At 77.6% G+C, this 19,097-nt stretch carries 23 protein-coding genes; 15 read left to right on the forward strand and 8 right to left on the reverse strand.

Annotated features, from left to right (window positions below; all coding sequences use genetic code 11):
* Positions 1-9: 9 nt before the first annotated feature.
* Complete coding sequence (locus ACI8AA_RS18490) at positions 10-663, reverse strand: ATP-binding protein (RefSeq protein WP_457045848.1); 654 nt, start codon at positions 661-663, stop codon at positions 10-12.
* Positions 664-819: 156 nt separating this feature from the next.
* Entirely contained in the window at positions 820-2,121 is a 1,302-nt protein-coding gene (locus ACI8AA_RS18495) for a HupE/UreJ family protein (RefSeq protein WP_457045849.1), read from the reverse strand.
* Positions 2,122-2,296: 175 nt separating this feature from the next.
* Between ACI8AA_RS18495 and ACI8AA_RS18500 the strand changes: the two genes are divergently transcribed.
* Positions 2,297-2,878 carry a hypothetical protein gene (locus tag ACI8AA_RS18500; protein ID WP_457045850.1) on the forward strand — a complete coding sequence of 194 codons (582 nt, stop codon included), beginning with the start codon at positions 2,297-2,299 and terminating at the stop codon, positions 2,876-2,878.
* A gap of 165 nt (positions 2,879-3,043) precedes the next feature.
* Complete coding sequence (locus ACI8AA_RS18505) at positions 3,044-3,529, forward strand: universal stress protein (RefSeq protein ID WP_457045851.1); 486 nt, start codon at positions 3,044-3,046, stop codon at positions 3,527-3,529.
* Between the two features lie 30 nt (positions 3,530-3,559).
* On the opposite strand, the gene ACI8AA_RS18510 is transcribed toward ACI8AA_RS18505, so the two are convergent.
* Positions 3,560-4,057: an Lrp/AsnC family transcriptional regulator gene (locus ACI8AA_RS18510; RefSeq protein WP_457045852.1), complete on the reverse strand. Its 498-nt coding sequence runs from the start codon at positions 4,055-4,057 to the stop codon at positions 3,560-3,562.
* Between the two features lie 153 nt (positions 4,058-4,210).
* On the opposite strand from ACI8AA_RS18510, the gene hppD reads away from it, so the two are divergent.
* A complete protein-coding gene (gene hppD / locus ACI8AA_RS18515) occupies positions 4,211-5,416 on the forward strand; it encodes a 4-hydroxyphenylpyruvate dioxygenase (protein ID WP_457045853.1) in 1,206 nt (401 codons plus the stop codon).
* Positions 5,417-5,465: 49 nt separating this feature from the next.
* Positions 5,466-6,671 carry a homogentisate 1,2-dioxygenase gene (locus ACI8AA_RS18520; protein ID WP_457045854.1) on the forward strand — a complete coding sequence of 402 codons (1,206 nt, stop codon included), beginning with the start codon at positions 5,466-5,468 and terminating at the stop codon, positions 6,669-6,671.
* Here ACI8AA_RS18520 and ACI8AA_RS18525 read toward each other — a convergent pair.
* The gene (locus ACI8AA_RS18525) at positions 6,632-7,252 is read right to left on the reverse strand and encodes a hypothetical protein (protein ID WP_457045855.1); all 621 of its coding nucleotides are present in this window, start codon (positions 7,250-7,252) and stop codon (positions 6,632-6,634) included. The two genes, ACI8AA_RS18520 and ACI8AA_RS18525, sit on opposite strands and share 40 nt — an antisense overlap.
* Positions 7,253-7,425: 173 nt before the next feature.
* On the opposite strand from ACI8AA_RS18525, the gene ACI8AA_RS18530 reads away from it, so the two are divergent.
* The gene (locus ACI8AA_RS18530; RefSeq protein ID WP_457045856.1) at positions 7,426-8,286 is read left to right on the forward strand and encodes an MIP/aquaporin family protein; all 861 of its coding nucleotides are present in this window, start codon (positions 7,426-7,428) and stop codon (positions 8,284-8,286) included.
* Here ACI8AA_RS18530 and ACI8AA_RS18535 read toward each other — a convergent pair.
* Positions 8,261-8,833, reverse strand: coding sequence for an N-acetyltransferase family protein (locus tag ACI8AA_RS18535; protein WP_457045857.1), 573 nt, complete (start codon positions 8,831-8,833; stop codon positions 8,261-8,263). The genes ACI8AA_RS18530 and ACI8AA_RS18535 overlap by 26 nt on opposite strands.
* A gap of 93 nt (positions 8,834-8,926) precedes the next feature.
* Here ACI8AA_RS18535 and ACI8AA_RS18540 point away from each other — a divergent pair, with 93 nt between their 5' ends.
* From ACI8AA_RS18540 to ACI8AA_RS18555, 4 genes are all read left to right on the forward strand, one after another.
* Complete coding sequence (locus ACI8AA_RS18540; protein WP_457045858.1) at positions 8,927-9,178, forward strand: hypothetical protein; 252 nt, start codon at positions 8,927-8,929, stop codon at positions 9,176-9,178.
* A 70-nt stretch (positions 9,179-9,248) separates the two neighbouring features.
* A complete protein-coding gene (locus ACI8AA_RS18545; protein WP_457045859.1) occupies positions 9,249-9,752 on the forward strand; it encodes a copper chaperone PCu(A)C in 504 nt (167 codons plus the stop codon).
* Between the two features lie 90 nt (positions 9,753-9,842).
* Positions 9,843-10,811, forward strand: coding sequence for an NADPH:quinone oxidoreductase family protein (locus ACI8AA_RS18550; RefSeq protein ID WP_457045860.1), 969 nt, complete (start codon positions 9,843-9,845; stop codon positions 10,809-10,811).
* Between the two features lie 107 nt (positions 10,812-10,918).
* Positions 10,919-11,374 carry an RDD family protein gene (locus ACI8AA_RS18555; RefSeq protein WP_457045861.1) on the forward strand — a complete coding sequence of 152 codons (456 nt, stop codon included), beginning with the start codon at positions 10,919-10,921 and terminating at the stop codon, positions 11,372-11,374.
* A gap of 10 nt (positions 11,375-11,384) precedes the next feature.
* Here the strand turns inward: ACI8AA_RS18555 and ACI8AA_RS18560 are convergent, their stop codons facing one another.
* Entirely contained in the window at positions 11,385-12,083 is a 699-nt protein-coding gene (locus ACI8AA_RS18560; RefSeq protein WP_457045862.1) for a hypothetical protein, read from the reverse strand.
* Positions 12,084-12,281: 198 nt separating this feature from the next.
* On the opposite strand from ACI8AA_RS18560, the gene ACI8AA_RS18565 reads away from it, so the two are divergent.
* Both ACI8AA_RS18565 and ACI8AA_RS18570 read left to right on the forward strand, forming a co-directional pair.
* Complete coding sequence (locus ACI8AA_RS18565; protein WP_457045863.1) at positions 12,282-12,545, forward strand: lipopolysaccharide assembly protein LapA domain-containing protein; 264 nt, start codon at positions 12,282-12,284, stop codon at positions 12,543-12,545.
* A gap of 7 nt (positions 12,546-12,552) precedes the next feature.
* Entirely contained in the window at positions 12,553-12,981 is a 429-nt protein-coding gene (locus tag ACI8AA_RS18570; protein WP_457045864.1) for an ester cyclase, read from the forward strand.
* A gap of 10 nt (positions 12,982-12,991) precedes the next feature.
* On the opposite strand, the gene ACI8AA_RS18575 is transcribed toward ACI8AA_RS18570, so the two are convergent.
* A complete protein-coding gene (locus ACI8AA_RS18575; RefSeq protein WP_457045865.1) occupies positions 12,992-13,672 on the reverse strand; it encodes a response regulator in 681 nt (226 codons plus the stop codon).
* A complete protein-coding gene (locus ACI8AA_RS18580) occupies positions 13,669-14,841 on the reverse strand; it encodes a sensor histidine kinase (protein WP_457045866.1) in 1,173 nt (390 codons plus the stop codon). Before ACI8AA_RS18580 ends, ACI8AA_RS18575 begins: the two co-directional genes overlap by 4 nt.
* 202 nt (positions 14,842-15,043) lie before the next feature.
* Here ACI8AA_RS18580 and ACI8AA_RS18585 point away from each other — a divergent pair, with 202 nt between their 5' ends.
* From ACI8AA_RS18585 to ACI8AA_RS18600, 4 genes are all read left to right on the forward strand, one after another.
* Complete coding sequence (locus tag ACI8AA_RS18585; RefSeq protein WP_457045867.1) at positions 15,044-15,877, forward strand: hypothetical protein; 834 nt, start codon at positions 15,044-15,046, stop codon at positions 15,875-15,877.
* A gap of 70 nt (positions 15,878-15,947) precedes the next feature.
* Positions 15,948-16,799, forward strand: coding sequence for an MEDS domain-containing protein (locus ACI8AA_RS18590; RefSeq protein ID WP_457045868.1), 852 nt, complete (start codon positions 15,948-15,950; stop codon positions 16,797-16,799).
* Positions 16,796-17,746 (forward strand): anti-sigma factor RsbA family regulatory protein, encoded by a 951-nt coding sequence (locus ACI8AA_RS18595; protein ID WP_457045869.1) that lies wholly within the window; start codon positions 16,796-16,798, stop codon positions 17,744-17,746. Before ACI8AA_RS18590 ends, ACI8AA_RS18595 begins: the two co-directional genes overlap by 4 nt.
* 78 nt (positions 17,747-17,824) lie before the next feature.
* Positions 17,825-19,042, forward strand: a complete 1,218-nt coding sequence (locus tag ACI8AA_RS18600) for a Gfo/Idh/MocA family protein (protein WP_457045870.1) — start codon at positions 17,825-17,827, stop codon at positions 19,040-19,042.
* Positions 19,043-19,097: the final 55 nt, after the last annotated feature.

The following is a 19,097-nucleotide window of genomic DNA, read 5'->3' on the forward strand; positions in this document are numbered from 1 at the left end:
GGCGAGGGGTCAGGGCCGGCGGCCGGCCCGCCGGCCCTGCGCCGCGTCGCGCCGGATGCGCCGGGCGACCGTGCGGTAGCTGTCGGCGCGGTCGGCCCGGCCGCGCGCCGCCGCCTCGGCGGTCAGCCGGTCGAAGGTCGCGGCGAGCCGGGTGTCGGTGTCGGCCAGGAGCCGGCCGAGCTCGCGGGCCCGCTGGGTGGCCCGCGCCACCCGCTCGGGCAGCAGGAGCGCCGGCGGCGCCGGGGAGCCGAGCCACGCCCAGACGGTCTTCCGGTCGCCGTCGGCGTGCCAGCCGTGCGCTGCCGACAGCCGGGCCACCATCGGCAGGCCCATGCCGCCGGTGGCCGCGTCCCGGTCGACCGCCGGGACCGGCGGGCAGTCGCCGGCCGCGTCGGACACCTCGAGCAGCCAGCCGCCGTCGGCGGTCACGGCGGCGGTCACCGGCGGCCGCCCGTGCCGCAGGCCGTTGGACACGAGCTCCTCGACGGCGAGCAGCAGCCGCTCCCCGGTGGCCTCGGGCAGCCCGTCGGCGGCCAGCGCCCCGCGGAGCCGCATCCGGACCCGCGTCAGCTCGGCGGCACTGCGCACCTGCCCGCGCCACACCGTGGCGGCCCGGGCGCTCGGGACGGGCGGCGGCCGGTGCGCCCACGTCGTCCCGTCCATGTGTCCCGTCCCCTGGGTACCGGACCATGTCCGGCGCCCGCCCGCGCCGCCGGACACGGCCGGGACCCGTGTCGTCCCGGCTCCGTGCGGGTGCCCGCGTACCCACGCCGCGGCGCGCCCACGCACGGGGAGCGGGGCGACGTCGTCGGGCCGACATCAGCGGGCCGACGGGACCGGCACCGCGTCCCGTGCCGCACCCGCCGGGCGGGACGGGCGCCGGCGGTCGGCCGCCCGGCAGCCGGCCGCCACGAGCGCGAGCCCGGCGACGACGGACCAGGGGTGGGCGACGACGGCCTCCTCCGCCCCGGCCAGCGGGTTCGCGAGCAGGCCGAGCCGGTCCAGCGCCCAGCCGGTGGCGGCGGCGAGCGCCACGGCCGCGCCGGTCAGGCGCAGTGCCGGGTACCAGCGGGTCCGGGACACCACGTACAGCGACGGGAAGACCAGCGCCACGGTGAGCAGCTGGGCCAGCTCGACGCCCCCGTTGAAGGCCAGCAGCGCGGGCACCGACGCCGCCCCGTCGAGGCCGAGGCCGGTGAGGATGCCGGCGAAGGCCAGCCCGTGGACCAGCCCGAAGCCGCCGGCGACCAGCACCTCCCCGCGGCGGGCCAGCGGCCGGACCGCGTGCACGCCCGCCACCCCGACCGAGACGGCGATGAGGACCTCGACCGGCGCCCCGGGCACCGACACCCAGCCCAGCGCGGACGCGACGAGCGTCAGCGAGTGGCCCGCGGTGAACGCGGTGACGACGGCGAGCACCCGGCGCAGCGTCGGCCCCGGGCCCTCCCGCCGCCGCCACCGCCCGCCGACCGCGACCAGCGGCGCGACCAGCAGCAGGGTGAGCAGGAACAGCAGGTGGTCGGCGCCCTCGAGCACGTGGTGCAGGCCGTACCCGACCATGTCGGCGATCCCAGTGGAGGCGACGTCCCCGACCTGCAGGGTGCCGTCGGAGGCGGTGAGGACGCCGGCGGTGGAGATGTCGCCGGCGGCGTCGGTGAGGACGACGACGGCCTCGTGCGCCGGGTCGGCCTCGATGATCCCGTCGTAGGACAGGGTGAACGCCGACGGGTCGGCGCCGCCGGGGTCCAGGGTGACCTCGATGCTCACGGAGTCGATGCCCTCCACCGACTCCTCGGTGACGGCGGTGTAGGCCTCGGTCCAGGCGGTGCCGTCGGAGCCGGTGACGGTCAGGTGCTCGTCGACGTAGGCGATGACGGCGTCGGCGTAGGAGTCGACGTCGGTGGCCGCCGTCCACTCGGTGCCCAGCGTCTCGTCGAGCGTCTGCAGGGCGACGGTCACGGTGGTGTCCACCGCGTCCTCGCCCACCCGCACCGACAGCGTGCTGCTGTCCAGGCTGTGCGCGCTCGCGACGGCGGGCGCAAGCAGGACGAGGCCGCTGGTCAGCGCGCCGGTGAGGGCGGCGCCGGCGGCCAGCACGCGGCGGCGTGGAGAGGAGGACATGGGACCCGACCGTGCCGGTCCTCCCTGTGGAGTTCCCGGACGCCGGCTGTGAGGACGTGACGCAGCGCGGTCGGCACGTGTCACAGCGTCCTCACAGCGGATGCCCAGCGGAGCCGGAGAGCCGCCGCCCACCGTGGTGCCCGACCGAGTCCTCCCGAATCGAGAGAAGCCTCCCGTGAAGCTCCGCACGACCCTCGCCGCCGTCCTCCTCGCCGCCGTCGTCCCCGTCGCCGCCGCCTGCGGCACGACCGCCGAGGCCACCACCACGAGCACCGGCACCAGCAGCACGAGCACGACCGACACCGGCACCACGACCGACACCGGGTTCCCGGGCGGCGGGGCCGAGGGCGGCGGGCCGGGCGGCGTCGACGTCTCCTCCGTCACCACCGAGGAACAGCTGGTCGAGCTGGTCCAGGAGGCCTACGGCGACGCCGGCCTCGGCCTGCACCGCGGCCACCAGCCCGTCGAGGACGTGCTCGACGAGGTCCTGACGATCAGCCACGACGAGCTGCACGTGCGGATGGAGGCGGGGCAGAACCTGGCCGCCGTCGCCGAGGACCTCGGCATCGACCCGCAGACCCTCGTCGACGCCCTGGTGGCGGAGTACAGCCCGGCCGTCGACACCCTCCTCGCCGAGGGCACCATCACCCAGGACGAGGCCGACCGGTACCTGGCGGCGCTGGAGGAGGCCTTCTCCTTCCGCGTGAACTGGGACGGCGAGGAGGCGACGCCGGCCTTCACCGGCCTGGCCGCCTGAGCCCCCGGCCCCGGCCCGCGGAACTCCGCGGGCCGCCGGGCAGTTGCCCGTGTGACGGCGCCGTGCCCGCCCCGCCGGCGCCGCCACCCGCCCGCGACCGGCGGGCGCCGTGCGGGGCGTCGACCGCGAGGAGGGACCGGGCCGGTGGCCGAGGTGTGCGAGTCCGTGACCATCGACGGAGGGGTGCTCGTCGGGCACGACGGCTCCGCCGGCGCCCAGGAGGCGCTGGTGTGGGCGGCCGGCCTGGCCGGGCGGACCGGCCTCCCGCTGCACGTGCTGCGGGCGTGGAGCCTGACCACCGCGCCGCGGCCGTCGACGTGGCGACCGGGCTACGTGCCGCCGCTCGAGGACTCCGAGCGCGCCGTCCGCGACGACCTGGAGCGGTGTGTCGCCGCGGCCGGCCTGGACCCGGCGGTGCGGGTGCACACGCACGCGGTGCACGGCCCGGTGGCCGGGGCCCTGATCCAGGCGGCCGGGGGCGCGGACCTGCTCGTCGTGGGTGCCCGCGGCGGCGGCGGGTTCGCCGGGCTGCTGCTGGGGTCGACCGGCGACCAGCTGGTCCACCACGCGCCGTGCCCAGTCACGGTGGTGCGCACCGGCACCGGGCGCCCGCTCACCTGGGCCGCGGCGCCCGGGGAGGCCACCGCCTGACGCCACCGGGGCGCCTGGGGCCGGCCGCGGTCAGACGCGGGGCATCCGCGAGCGGCCGGCGTCCGGGGCGGCGCCGGTCCGCAGCAGCGGCAGGGTCCGCCGCGGCACCAGCTCCGACAGCGCGACGACGCTGGTCGAGCGGACCACCGACGGTGACCGGTTGAGGTCGACCAGCACCTGCTGCAGCGCCTCGTGCGACGCCGCGCCCACCCGGCACAGCACGTCGCCGCTGCCCGTCGTCGCGTGCGCCTCCAGCACGCCGGGGATGGCCTCGAGGTCGGCGCGGACCGCCTCGATCGCGCCCTGCGCGATCTCCAGCGTCACGAACGCCTGGACGCCGAACCCCGCCGCCGCGACGTCGACGTCCGGGCCGTAGCCGGTGACGACGCCGGACTGCTCGAGGCGGGCGATGCGGGCGGTGACCGTCGCGCGGGCCACCCCGAGCAGCCGGGACAGCTCCAGCGCGCCGGCCCGGGGGTGCGCGCGCAGCGCCTCCAGCACCGCGACGTCCAGCGCGTCGAGCGGCATGCGTCCTCCCGGGTGCGAGCTGTGCAGTCTGCCCAGCCGGCGGGCCGGTCCGCTGGGCCAGCGGTGCAGCCGGACCAGCACGAGCGGTCAGGGTTGCACAGGACGGCCTCCCGCAGTGGGCTTCCCCCACGTCCCCGCGCGGAGGAGGCTCCCGTGTCGATCGAGCAGACCCTCAATGACGAGGAGCGCCTGGCCGGACTCGACCTGCGGCAACTGGAGCAGCTGGTCGGCCTGGTGCAGTACGACGGGTCGGCCGACCCGTTCCCGGTCACCGGGTGGGACGCGCTGGTGTGGGTCGTCGGCAACGCCGTGCAGACGGCGCACTTCCTGCAGTCCGCCTTCGGCATGGAGCTGGTCGCCTACTCCGGCCCCGAGACCGGCAACCGCGACCACCGCGCCTACGTGCTGCGCTCCGGCGCCGCCCGCTTCGTCGTCACCGGCGCCTACGACCCCGCCAGCCCGCGCGCCGACCACCACCGCGCGCACGGCGACGGCATCGTCGACATCGCCCTCGCCGTGCCCGACGTGGACCGGTGCGTCGCCCACGCCCGCGCCCAGGGCGCGACCGTCGTCGCCGAGCCGCACGACCTCACCGACGGGCACGGCACCGTCCGGCTGGCCACCATCGGCGCTTACGGCGACACCGTGCACACCCTCGTCGACCGCTCCCGCTACACCGGCCCCTACCTGCCCGGCTACGTCGCCCGGACGTCGTCCCACCGGCCCCGGCCCGGGCGCCCGCGCCGGCTGTTCCAGGCCGTCGACCACGTCGTCGGCAACGTCGAGCTCGGCGCCATGGACCGCTGGGTCGACTTCTACAACCGGGTCATGGGCTTCACCAACATGGCGGAGTTCATCGGCGACGACATCGCCACCGACTACTCCGCGCTGATGAGCAAGGTCGTCGCCAACGGCAACCACCGGGTGAAGTTCCCGCTCAACGAGCCGGCGGTGGGGAGGAGGAAGTCGCAGATCGACGAGTTCCTCGAGTTCTACCGCGGCCCCGGCGCCCAGCACGTGGCGCTGGCGACCAACGACATCGTCGGCACCGTCGACGCGATGCGCGCCGAGGGCGTGGAGTTCCTCGCCACGCCGGACTCCTACTACGAGGACCCCGAGTTGCGCGCCCGCATCGGCGAGGTGCGCGTGCCGATCGAGGAGCTGCAGGCCCGCGGGATCCTCGTCGACCGCGACGAGGACGGCTACCTGCTGCAGATCTTCACCACGCCCACCGGCGACCGGCCGACGGTGTTCTTCGAGCTCATCGAGCGGCACGGCTCGCTCGGCTTCGGCAAGGGCAACTTCAAGGCGCTCTTCGAGGCCATCGAGCGCGAGCAGGCCAGGCGCGGCAACTTCTGAACGTCGAGCGGCGGACATGGCCATCTCCGCCGCTCGGGAGGGAGGAACGGTGGCGTACTACCGGCGCGTGGGCGAGGTCCCGCCCAAGCGGCACACGCAGTTCCGGCGGCCCGACGGCGGCCTGTACGCCGAGGAGCTGATGGGGGAGGAGGGCTTCTCCAGCGACTCCGCGCTGCTCTACCACCGCGGCCTGCCCTCGGCGCTGGTCGACGCCCGCCCCTGGGAGCTGCCCGACCAGACGCTGACGCCGAACGCGCCGCTGGTGCCGCGGCACCTCAGGCTGCACGACCTGTTCCCCGGCGAGGAGCACAAGGCGGCCGACCCGGTCACCGGCCGGCGGCTGGTGCTGGGCAACGCCGACGTCCGCATCTCCTACGCGGTCTCGTCGCTGCCCAGCCCCTACTACCGCAACGCGGTCGGCGACGAGTGCGTGTTCGTCGAGCGCGGCACCGCCACCGTGGAGACGGTGTTCGGCGCGCTGGAGGTCGGCCCGGGCGACTACGCGGTCGTCCCGCGGGCCACCACCCACCGCTGGGTCCCCACCGGCGAGGAGCCGCTGCGCACCTACGCGATCGAGGCCAACTCCCACATCGCGCCGCCCAGGCGGTACCTGTCGCGGTACGGGCAGTTCCTCGAGCACGCGCCCTACTGCGAGCGCGACCTGCGCGGGCCGGACGGGCCGCTGCTGGCCGAGGGCGGCGACGTCGAGGTGTACGTCAAGCACCGCGGCGCCGGACCCGGCGGGCTGGCCGGCACCGTCCACGTGACGCCGGAGCACCCCTTCGACGTCGTCGGCTGGGACGGCTGCCTCTACCCCTACGCCTTCAACGTGGCCGACTTCGAGCCGATCACCGGGCGGGTGCACCAGCCGCCGCCGGTGCACCAGGTGTTCGAGGGCACCAACTTCGTCGTCTGCAACTTCGTGCCGCGGAAGGTCGACTACCACCCGCTGGCCGTGCCGGTGCCCTACCACCACTCCAACGTCGACTCCGACGAGGTCATGTTCTACGTCGACGGCGACTACGAGGCCCGCAAGGGCTCGGGCATCGGGAAGGGATCGGTCAGCCTGCACCCGGGCGGGCACCCGCACGGCCCGCAGCCGGGCGCGGTCGAGCGGTCGCTCGGCGCGGAGCGCTTCGACGAGCTGGCGGTCATGGTCGACACGTTCCGCCCGCTCGAGCTGGGCGAGGCCGGCACCGCCTCCGACGACGGCCGCTACGCCTGGAGCTGGTCCGGCCGGGGACCCGGCACGTGAGCTGACGGGACCACCTCGCCGGGCACCGGCTCGCGGGCGGCGGCGATCGCGGCGCCCAGCGTGGCCCGCAGGGCGGCGTCCCGCCGCGGTCCGGGCAGGTCCCGCAGCGCGGCCACCGCCGCCTCCAGGAGGTGGCGCCCCGGCCCCTGCCGGTACAGCGGGTCCAGCCGCCGGGCGAGGTCGGCCCACGGCCCGGCGCCGGCGACCCGGGCGCACCGGCGCCCGGCGCGGGCGAGGTGCCGGCGCAGCACGGCCGGGTGCTCCGCCGCGGCGCCGGCGGCCCGCACCGCGGCGGAGACGACGGCGGCCGTGCGGCGGGCGTCCCGGAAGCGGGCGGTGCCGGCCAGGGCGGGGGCGAAGGCGGCGAGCAGCGGCCGGCCGTCGTCGGTGGAGGCGTCGTTCACCAGCCGGGCCAGCGCGGCCAGCGTGGGGTCGGTGCAGCGGGGGTGGTCGTCGAAGGAGGCGCCGGCGAGCACCGAGACGTACTCCATGAGGCACGCGCCCTGCTCCGGCGACGCGTGCCACCCCGCCCGCAGCCGGGGGAGCCCGTCGGGGACGACGGGTCGGTCGGTCGTCGTCATGGCCACTCCCTGTGCGGTCGACGGGCGTCCGGCACGCGCAGCCTCGTCCGGTCCGCCCGCCCGCACGTCGCCCGGACCGGATGAGTCGCGGCCGCAGGATCGTCCCGCGTGGACGGTGCCCGCGGGCGCGGGCGCTGCCACGGTCGTCGTCGGACCGGTGCGCGGAGGTGGCGATGGCCGACGACACGACGGCACCCCCGGAGCGGCGCCTGCTGCGCGCCCTGGGCACGCCGGACTCGATGCTCGACGAGTTCGACTTCTGGGACCGCCGCCAGGAGGGACGGCGCCTGTTCGGTGAGCTGTTCGGCACCTTCCTGCTGGTGCTCGTGGCCGTCGGCGGGGGGATGGTGAACGCCCGCTTCGGCGGGTCGGCCGTGCCCTACGGCGCGCTGGTCGTCGCCCCGGCGCTCATGGTCACGGCGGTCATCCTGTCCATGGGCACCGTCTCGGGGGCGCACCTGAACCCGGCGGTGAGCATCGCGTTCGCGCTGCGCGGCGACTTCCCGTTCCGGCGGGTGCCCGCCTACGTCGCCGCCCAGTTCCTCGGCGCCGTCCTCGCGACCCTGCTGCTGGCGGCCCTGGTCGGCCGGCAGGGGAGCGCCGGGCTCACCCTGCCCGGCGCGGGGATCCCGGTCACGACGGCGGTGCTGTGGGAGGTCGTCCTCACCGCCGGGCTGGTCAGCGTGGTCCTCGGCGTGTCCTCGGGGGCGCAGAACCTGGGGCCGATCGCGGCGGTCGGCGTCGGCAGCTACATCGCCCTGGCCGGGCTGTGGGGCTCGCCGGTGAGCGGCGCCTCGATGAACCCGGCCCGGTCGCTGGGTCCGGCGCTCGTCCTCGGCGACTGGACGGCGTGGTGGGCCTACCTGCTCGGGCCCGCCGCCGGCGCGGTGGCCGCCGTGGGCGTCGCGGTCGTGCTGCGCGGCGCCGGGGGAGGGCGCAGCGGGCGGCTCGCGGCCCAGGGGGTGCTGGGCGAGGACCGGCGGGCCGCCGCCCGCGGCGCGTCCGGCGTCAGGGGACGGGGGGCAGGTCGGTGACCTCGACGGTGAGCTCGCCGCCGCCCTCGTGCCGCACGGTCATCGACCCGGCCCGGCGCAGCATCCCCAGCGAGGCGCGGTTGTGCGCGGCGACGGTGGTGCGCAGCCGGACGACGTCGCGCGGCCGGCGGGCGAGCACGGCGTCCAGCAGCGCCCGGCCCACGCCGCGGCCCTGCCAGGCGTCGAGCACGGTGACCGCGACGTCCGCCGTCCCCGGCTCGCCCGGCCAGCGGACCAGCCGGGCCACGCCGACCGGGCGGGCACCGCCGCCGGCCGGGAAGGCGGTGAGGACGACGGCGACGTGGTCGACGCCGTCCACGCCGTCGACCAGCAGCCGCAGCAGGGAGTCCGACAGCTCGGGCAGGTCGGTGAGGAAGCGGGCGCGCCGCGACCGGGGCGAGAGCTCGGCGTAGCCGGCCCGCAGCGCCTCGCCGTCGGTGTCCAGCAGGGGCCAGACCAGGGCCGGGGTGCCGTCGGCGAGGACGGCCTCCGTCAGCGGGCCGGCCGTCCCGGGGGCCCGCTCGGTGGTCGTGCTCGGGGTGCTCATGGGAGGTGCAACGCCCGCCGGGGCCGCAGGCGTCCGGGATGTGCGCGGGAGCACGTCGTTGCCACGGGGCGCCGCGGCCCGCACCCTCGCTGCATGACGCGCAGGGGGACGTCCACCGGCACCGTGGTCCGCTGGGACGAGCAGGCGCGCGGCGCCGTCGTCGAGGTGCCCGGCCTGCCCGGCGACTGCTGGGCCGACGACGACGCCGTCGACCCGGCCGGCGGCGTGCTGCGCGCCGGGCAGGTGGTCACCGTCGACTGGGTCGAGGAGCCGGCGCACGGGCGGCCGTTCCGCGCGGTGCGCGTCCGGCGGCGGGAGGACCTGCAGGCCACCCCCGGCGCCTGAGCCCGGACGCGGCGCGCGACCGGCCGCGGGGAGCACGAGGACCGCGCCGCCCCGATGTCAGGAGGAGACCGTGGAGCAGCGGAGGAGAGCACGCCCACCCCTCGGGACGGCGTCCGGCGCGGCGGTCCTCGTCCTCCTCGCGGCCGCGTGCGGCACGGGGCAGGACGCGGAGACCACCCAGGAGGTGCCGGACACCCCGGGCGTCGACGGCTCGGTCGGGCAGGTCGCGCTGAGCGACGTGTACCTCGACGCCGACGCGACGATCGCGGCCGGCGACTCGGTCGCCCTGCGCGCCGCGCTGACCAACGACGGGGACACCGACGACCGGCTGGTCTCGGTGAGCACGCCCGCCGCCGGGTCGGTCGCGCTCCTCGACGAGCAGGGCGACAGCAGCCCCGACGGCATCGACCTGCCCGCCGACGGCTCGGTCGACGCCACGCAGGGCCAGGCGCGGATGCAGCTCGACGACGTGACCGCCGACATCACCACCACGGACACCGTGCAGGTCACGTTCGCCTTCCAGGAGGCCGGGCAGGTGCAGCTCGACGTGCCCGTCGGGACGGCGGGCACGTAGGGACCGCGGGGCACCCGCCGCGGGCCGGCGGGGCCGCGGGCGTGCTCTGACACACTCGCCGCACCGTCTCCCGAGCCCCCAGGAGGACCCGTGCGCGCCGCGCAGATCACCCGCCTCGACGGCCCCTCGGCCATCTCCGTCGCCGACGTCCCCGAGCCCGCCGCCGAGGGCAGGGTCGTGATCGACGTGCACGTCGCCGGCGTGACCTTCCCCGAGGTGCTGCTCAGCCGCGGCGAGTACCAGCTCAAGCCGCCGGTGCCGTTCGTGCCCGGCAGCGAGGTGGCCGGCGTGGTGCGCAGCGCCCCGGAGGGCAGCGGGCTCGCCGCCGGCCAGCGGGTGGCCGCGTTCCCCGGCTTCGGCGGCTTCGCCGAGGTGGCCGCGGCCGACCCGGGCTTCGTCTTCCCGCTGCCCGACGCGGTCTCCTTCGAGCAGGGCGCCGCGCTGCCGATGAACTACCTGACCATGCACTTCGCGCTGCGCCGGCGCGGGCAGCTGCGCGAGGGCGAGACGGTGCTCGTGCACGGCGCCGCCGGCGGGCTGGGGACGGCCGGCGTCCAGCTGGCCAAGGCCTACGGCGCGCGGGTGCTCGCGGTGGTGTCCAGCGACGCCAAGGGCGAGGTGGCCCGCGCCGCCGGCGCCGACGAGGTCGTGCCCGCCGACGGGTTCCGCGAGCGGGTCAAGGAGCTCACCGGCGGCCGCGGCGTCGACGTCGTCGCCGACCCGGTCGGCGGGGACCGGTTCACCGACTCGCTGCGCAGCCTCGGCCGCGAGGGCCGGCTGCTGGTGCTCGGCTTCACCGGCGGCGAGATCCCCACCGTCAAGGTCAACCGGCTGCTGCTCAACAACGTCTCGGTGGTCGGCGTCGGCTGGGGCGCGTTCTGGACGGGCGACCCCGGCTTCGTGCGCGAGCAGTGGGTCGACCTGCTGCCGCTGCTCGAGCAGGGCCGCCTGCAGCCGGTGCTCGGCACGGTGCACGACCTCGCCGACGCCGCGGCCGCGGTCACCGAGCTCGACGAGCGCCGCGCCGCCGGCAAGGTCCTGCTGCGCGTGCGGGACTGACCGGGGCCGAAGGACCCCGCGCGCCCGGGCCGTCCGGGCGTGGGGACGGGCCGGGCCGCCCCGCGAGGCTGGGGCGGTCCGCGTCCCGCACCCCGCAGGAGGCAGCCATGACGGCGCTCCACCCCCCGTACGCCGCGACCACCGACGTCCACGTCACCGGCCGGCGCGTCGTGGCCACGCTGATCGACAGCGTGGTCGTCGGCACCGCCTTCACCCTGCTGGCCGCGGGCACCGACTCCATCGAGCAGGTCGGCCCGTGGGAGTGGGTGTCCGACGCCCCGCCGTGGGCGACCGCGCTGTACGCGGTGGCGGCCCTCGCCTACTTCGCCCTCATGGAGGGGGCGCTCGGCCAGACGCTGGGCAAGATGGTGACCGGGATCCGGGTCGTCGACGAGCGGACCGGCGCCACGCCGCCGGGCTACGCCGCCGCGGCCGTCCGCACCGTGCTGCGGGTGGTCGACGGCCTCCTCGGCTACCTGGTGGCCTTCGTCGTCGCCCTGTCCAACCCCCGCCGGCAGCGGCTCGGGGACATGGCCGCGCACACCCTCGTCGTCCGGACCTGACCGGCGGCGGTCACAGCAGCCTGGGGAAGGCGGCGAGCAGCCCGACGCCGACCAGGCCGAGCGCCACGGCGGTCCCGAGCAGCACCCACTGGGAACGGGCGGCGCGCACCCGCGCCGACATGGCCGCGAAGAACAGCACCGCGGCGAACAGCACCGTGAGGACCGTGTAGTCGTCGCCGCGCTGGTCGTCGGTGAGCGCGGTGTCGAAGGCCTCCGACGCCTGCGCGTCGAGCGCGGCCGCCGCCTGGTGCTCGGGCAGGACGTAGGAGGGCATCTCGAACGGGGAGGCCGGGGCGCCCGCGGCGGACCCGCCGGCCGCCAGCCAGTCCCCGTGGGCGGTCGCCAGCGGCTCGGGGAAGCGGGCGACGAGGAACTCCGCCAGCTCCGGCTCCCCGGAGCCCTCGGCGACCACCCACTCGGTCCACAGCCCGATCTGGTTGGTCAGCCGGGCGTTGGCCAGGGCGGCCGCGCGGGCGGCCTCGATCCGGTCGGCCGAGGCCCGGCTGAACGCGATCGACGTCTCCCCGCCCCACTGGCTGGCCTGGAAGGCCGACCAGGCGGTGAGCAGGGTCGTGATCGACAGGACGACGACGGCGACGAACTCGAGCACCGGGCCCGGGCCCGGGCGCGGCGGGGCCGGGCGCGGCGGGCCGGGGCGGGCCCCCGCCTCCTCGGGGGCGGCCGGGCCCCGCTCGTCGACTCGGCTCACCGGGGACCCCCGATCTGCGGCGGGCGTCCAGGGTGCGCGCCGGGCCGGGTCCCCGGGGTCATCCCGGCGGGACGGTCGGACGCCGCCCGCCGCCGGCCGCGCCTCGTCCGTCCGGGGTGAGGCGGCGCGCGCCGCCGCGACGCGACGGTGGCGCGTCCGGCCTCGTCCGTGCCACTCCCGACCGGCGGAGGAGACCCCATGGCCAAGACGACACCCGCCAGGACCCCGGCCAGGACCCCGGCCGCGGCCCCGCCGTCCCGGCCCACGCGGCGGCGGAGCCGGACGGGGCAGGTCCTCGCGCTGGTCCTCGCCGTCGTGACGGTCGCGTTCATCGTGCAGAACCGCGACCGGGTCACCGTCGACCTGTTCACCGTCGACGTCTCGTCGCCGCTGTGGCTGATCCTCACGATCGTGCTGCTGATCGGCGTGCTGATCGGGATGATCCTGCGCTCCCGGCGGTGACCGGCCGATGGCCTTCGACGTCGACCGGCTGCTGCGGCTGTGGAGCGAGCCGCTGCCCGCGGGACCCGCCGCGGAGGACGCGTTCCGCGCGGTCTACACCGACCCCGTCACGGTCAACGGCCGGCCGCTGACCGCCGCCGACCTGGTCGATCGCGCCCGGGCGGTGCAGCGCACCTTCGAGCGGGTGGAGCGGCAGGTCGTCGCCGTGGTCGAGGACGGCGACCGGGTCGTGGTCGCCTTCCGGATGGGCGGGCGGCAGGTGGGGCCGCTGCAGACCGCGGCCGGCCCGCTCCCGCCCACCGGCCGGGACGTGCGGCTGCGGGTGGTCGACGTCCTCACCCTCGACGGCGGCCGCATCGCCGACGTCTGGATGGTCGCCGACGAGCTCGGCGCGCTGGCCGCCGTCGACGCCGTCCGGCTGGCCACGCCCGCCTGAGGCGTGCGGGTCAGGTCCCCTCGGGCCCGGTTCCGGCCGCCGACGGGTCGACGAACCCCGTCCGGTAGGCCCACACGACCGCCTGGGTGCGGTCGCGGACCCCGAGCTTGGCCAGGATCGCCTTCACGTGCGTCTTGACCGTCTCCGGCGAGAGCCACACCCGGCGCGCGATCTCGGCGTTGGACAGCCCGTCGGCCATGGCGCGCAGCACCTCGGCCTCCCGCCCGGTCAGCTGCGCGGCCAGCCGCAGCCGCTCCCGGTCGGGTGCGCGCCGGCCGGCGTACGCGGCGAGCAGCCGCCGGGTGACGGCCGGCGCGACGAGGGCGTCACCCGTGGCGACCGTGCGGATGCCCTCGACGAGCTGCTCCGGCGTCGCCCGCTTGAGGAGGAAGCCGTCGGCACCGGCACCCAGGGCGTCGTCGACCACCTCGTCGAGGTCGAACGTGGTCAGGACGAGCACCCGGGGCCGCCGCGGCCACGAGGTGATCTCCCGGGTCGCCGCGACGCCGTCCAGCCGCGGCATCCGGACGTCCATGAGCACCACGTCCGGGTGCAGCGTGCGGGCCCGCTCGACCGCCTCCCGGCCGTCGGCCGCCTCGCCGACGACGGTGAGGTCCTCCTCGGCGTCGAGCAGCGCCCGCAGCCCGCTGCGCACGAGGACGTCGTCGTCGGCGAGCAGCACCCGGATCACGAGGGCACCTCCGCGCCGACGGGCAGCACCGCGCGCACCCGGAAGCCGCCGTCCACCGGCCCGGCCTCGAGCTCGCCACCCTCGAGCCGCGCCCGCTCCCGCATGTTGACCAGCCCGTGCCCCGGGACCGGGGCGGCCGCCGGCTCGCACTCGTTGAGCACCTCGACCAGGACCCGCGGGCCGCTGCGCCGCACCTCCACCCGGATCCGGCCACCCGGCGTGTGACGGACGGCGTTGGTCAGCGCCTCCTGCACGATGCGGTACACCGCCCGGGCGGTCCCCGCGGGCAGCCCGGCGCCGTCGGTGCGCAGCTCCACCTCGCGGCCGGTCGCCCGGACCCGCTCGGCCATCGCCGCGAGGTCGGCGGGCGTCGGCGCGGACGGCTCCGGGGTCCCGCCGCCGTCGGGCCCGAGCACCCGCAGCAGCCGGCCGAGCTCGTCGAGGGCCGACCGCCCGGCCGTCTCGATGGACGCCAGCGCCTCCTGCGCGTAGGCCGGGTTGGCGGCGAACACCCGGCGCCCGACCCCCGCCTGCAGCACCATCACGTTGACCGTGTGTCCCAGCGAGTCGTGCAGCTCGCGGGCCAGCCGGCCGCGTTCCTCGGCGAGCAGGCGCTCGGCCACCAGGGCCCGGCGGCGGCTCTCCGCGGCCCGCGACGCCCCGGCGGCCACCGCACGGGTCATCCGGCTGCTGAGGACCCCCGCCACGGTGGCGACGAGGAAGCTCAGGGCGATCGAGGGCAGCGCGTCCAGGGGATCGCCGCGGTCGAGGGCCACGTAGCCCGCGACGCCCAGCACCGCGACGACGGTGGCGGCCACGCGGAGCCGGGTGCCGCCGACGGCGAAGCAGCTGAACAGGGCGAACCACGCCGGCCAGGCCAGGACGTCGATCGGCGAGCCGGCCGCCGCCGTCGCCACGATGGCCAGGGCGGTCCCGGCCATGCACACCAGCGGCGCCGTCTGGCGCCACAGCAGCGCCAGCGGGCCGCCGGCCGCGGCGGCCAGCGTGAGCGCGTCCGGCGGCTGGTACGGCGGCCCGACCGGCACGGCGAGGACGAGGCCGACCGCGACGGCGGCCACGCAGCCGGCGAGCACCGCGTCCAGGCGGGTGCCGGCCCACGCCGGGCGGACGTGCGCCCCGGACCGGGGCGCGGCGGTCGACGACGACACCTCCCATCGTCCCGCCGGCGGGCGTCCGGGCGGGAGACCCGCGCGAGTCGTGCGGGTCCCTCCCGCGAGGGAGGCGCGCCGCCGGGAGGACCACCCGCGCGGGACCCGGACCGCCCCCGCGCGGGGCTCGTGCGCACCCCGGCACCGGGCCGACGCTCGTCCCGCACACAGCAGGACCCGCCGACAGCGAACGAGGGACGTCATGGACACCCAGCGCGCACCCCGACGGCCGGCCCCGCAGGACCGGCACGCTCCCGTCCGGAGGACGACCCGGGCCCGGCGCCTCGGCACCGGCCTCGCCGGCGCCCTCCTCCTAGTCCCCGGCCTCGCCCTGGCCGCCGGGGGCGGGACCGTCGTCTGGGCGCACGCCCACGAGCGGTCCGACGGCTTCGTCGTCTCGCCGTGGGAGGAGTTCCGCTCCGACGGCGCCGCCCTGGTGAGCGACCACGTCGACCTGGCCGCCGCGCCGGACTGGCTGCCGCTGCCGGAGGCCCTGGGCGAGGCCCGCCTCGAGGTGACCCCGACCGGCGCCGCCGACGTCTTCGTGGGGGTCGCCCCCGCGGACGACGCCGAGCGGTACCTCGACGGCGTCGCCCGGACCGTCGTCGACGGGCTGGGGTTCGACGGACCCGTGACCGGCGGCGACCCGGTGCCCGGGGGCACCCCGGCGGAGCCCCCCACCGGGCAGGACCTGTGGACCGCGCAGGCCTCCGGCACCGGCACCCAGGCGGTGACCTGGGACCCGGCCGACGGCGACCGGGTGTTCGTGGTGATGAACGCCGACGGCTCGCCGGGGGTGGACGTCGAGGCCCGGATCGGCGCGGAGGCGCCCGTGCTGGGCGGCATCGGGTGGGCGGCCCTGGTCGTCGGCGTGCTGCTCACCGCCGGCGGGGCGCGGCTGCTCACCCGGGCCGCCCGGCGGCCGCAGGACCGGCCGGGCGCGTACCGGCAGCCGCAGCGGGACTGGACGACGCCCCGGCCGGTGGTCCCCGTCCGGCTCCCGGGACGGGAGGAGCCCCCGGTGGCCACACCATGAGCCCGGGCGCCCGCGGGACGGATCCGTCCGGGTCCTGACATCGGCGACCCGGGTGGGTAGCGTCGTGGACGTGACCGCCCCGCAGGGTCTGGACACCCCGACCGGACTCCGGCCGGGGGACCACGCCTGCTGGTCCTTCGGCAACGGAGCCGACCTGGCCGCGGCGGTCGTGCCCTTCCTCGAGGAGGGCCGCCGGCGCGACGAGCAGCTGGTCGTGGTCGGCCCCTCGCGGTCCGACCTGCTCGCCGCGGTGTCGGGGCTGCCGCACCGGGACGAGCTGCTCGCCGACGGCCGGCTCGGCCTGCAGACCACCGGCGACAGCTACACGGCCGCGGGCGGCCTCACCCCGGCCCGGCAGGTGGAGCACTACCGCGCCGCGACGCGGGCGGCGCTCGCCGCGGGGCGCACCGGCCTGCGGGTGGCCGCGGACGTCACCGAGCTGGTCCGCGGCGGGCGCCCCGGCCGCCGCCTGCTGCACGCCTACGAGCAGCTCGCCGACGAGCTCATGGGTGCGGTCCCGATGACCGCGCTGTGCCTCTACGACGCGTCGGTGGGCCTGGAGGCCCTCGGACCGGTCGCCGTCCTCCACCCGCTGCAGCACCTCGGCGACCGGCTGCCGCTGGCGCACCTCTCCGGCCGCGGGCCCCGGCTGTCGCTGCACGGCGAGGTGGACCTCACCGAGGCCGCGCACGTGGCCACCGCGCTGGTCGACGTCGCCGGCGACACCCCGGGCGAGCTGGTCCTCGACCTCGCGGACCTCGACTTCCTCGACGTCGCGGGCGCCCGGGCCCTGGCCGGCGCGGCGCGGGAGCTGGCCGCCCGCGGGATCGACCTGCGGCCGGTGGGGGCGCGCCGGAACGCGCGCCACTGCCTGGAGCTGTTCGGCCTGGAGCCGTCCGGCACGGCTCCGGAGCAGCCGTGACCTGGCTGCGCCCGACGGGCGACTGGGACGGCACCCGCCTCGCCCACGAGGGGTTCGTGTTCTCCTCCGACGCCGAGCTGGTCGAGCGGCTGGTGCCCTTCGTCCTCGAGGGCTTCCGCCGCGACGAGCCGGTGCTCGTGGTCGCCGGGGAGCGGGTGCGCAGCCTGCTCGCCGGCCAGCTGGGGACCGACCTCGGCCGGCTGGCGGTGTTCGCCGCCGCCGAGACCTGGTGGCGCGGCGGCCACGGCACGCTGCAGGCCTACGACCGCGACCTGCGCGCCCTCCGCGCCGAGGCGCCGAGCTGGCGGCTGGCCGCCGAGCCGGTGTGGCTGGCCCGCGAGGACGGGCGGGAGTGGAGCCGCTTCGAGGCGGTGGCCAACCGCTGCTACGACACGATGCCGTACTACAGCCTGTGCCTGCACGACGCCCAGCGGCTGCCCGCCGACGTCCTCGCGGCCGTCGAGCGCACCCACCCGATCACCTGGGACGGCGCCGCCCCGGCGCCCCAGCCGGCGTACGAGGACCCGGCCGGCTTCCTCCGCGCGGTGCAGCCGGCCTGGACCCGGCGCCCGGCGGCCGCGGCCGTCGTCCCGGTGACGTCACCGGCGCAGGGCCGCCGCGCGCTGAGCGTGCTGCTGCCGGCCGGCCGGCGCGCGCAGCTGGGCGACGTCGTCCTCGCCGCCCACGAGCTGCTGGTCAACGCGCTGCGCGCCGCGCCCTTCGCGGAGCTGGCGACCTGGACCGACGGGGACGCGTTCGTCGTCGAGGTGGCCGACGGCGGGCCCGGCCTGGCCGACGAGACGCTCGGCTACGTGCCGCCCGACCCCGCCGGCGGCGCGCGCGGGATGTGGCTGGCGTGGAGCCTCGCCGACGACGCCGCCGTCCGCACCGGGCCGGCCGGCACCACGGTCCGGCTGTTCTTCCGCTCCGGACCCGGCGCCTCCTGACCCGGCGGCGCGGAGGGGTCCCGGCGGGCCGCTCCGGGCCTACGCTCGCTCCCACTCACGGGGCCGAGGGGGCGTGCCGTGGGCGGGAACGGGCCGGGGACCGGGCGTCCGGTCGGGGTCGCGGTCGTCGGCTTCGGCTGGATGGGCACCGTGCACGCCCGCGCGCACGTCCGGGTCGGGCACCACTTCCCCGGCCTGCCCGTCGTCCCGCGGCTGGTCGCGGTCGCCGACGACGTCCCCGGCCGCGCCGAGGCCGCCGCCGCCCGGTACGGCTTCGCGACGGCGACGACGGACTGGCGGGCGGTGCTGGCCGACCCGCGCGTGGAGCTCGTGTCGGTCACCGCGCCCAACTGGCTGCACCGGGAGATCGGTGCCGCGGTCGCGGGGTCCGGGCGGCACCTGTGGATCGAGAAGCCGGTGGGCCTGACCGCCGACGACGCGCGCGCGGTGGCCGGCGCGGCCGCGGCGGCGGGCGTGCAGGGCGTCGTCGGCCTCAGCTACCGGAACGTGCCCGCGGTGGCCCTGGCGCGGGAGATGGTCGCCGCCGGCGAGATCGGCCGGGTGACCCACGCCCGCGTGGCCTTCCTCAGCGACTACGCCGCCGCCCCGGAGGGGGCGCTGACCTGGCGGTACGAGCGGGCCCGCGGCGGCAGCGGGGTCCTCGCCGACCTCGGCTCGCACGCCGTCGACCTGGTCCGCCACCTGCTCGGCGACGAGGTCGAGTCCGTGCTCGCCGACACGGCGGTGTTCGTGCCGCAGCGCCCCCGCCCGGCCGGGCCGACGTCGGGGCACGGGCTGGCGGCCGGCGGCGTCCCGGGGCCGGTGGAGAACGACGACCACGTCGCCGCGCTGCTGCGGCTGTCCTCCGGCGCCCGGGTGGCGCTGGAGGCCAGCCGGGTGGCGGCGGGGGAGCAGAACGCCTACGGCTTCGAGGTGCACGGCAGCGCGGGGCGCCTGGCGTGGGACTTCCGCCGGATGGGCGAGCTGCAGGTCAGCCGCGGCCCGCTCGCGCAGGACCTGCCCGTCGCCACCGTGCTGGTCGGTCCCGGGGCGGGGGAGTACGCGGCCTTCCAGCCCGGGCCCGGCAACCCGATGGGCTTCGACGACCTCAAGGTCGTCGAGGCCCGCGACGCGCTGCTGGCCGCGGCGACCGGCGAGCCGCACGGCGCGACCCTGGCCGACGCGGTGCGGGCGGCGGTCGTCCTCGACGCGATCGCGGAGTCCGCCGCCCGGGGAGAGCGGGTGGCCGTCGGCGCGGACCGGCCGGTCCCGGTCGGGGGCACGCCGGACCCTTGACGCCTCCGGTGCCCCATGTCACATTCCACATGTCACTATGTCCAGACATAAGGAC

This window comes from Geodermatophilus sp. SYSU D01180 (assembly GCF_054050415.1).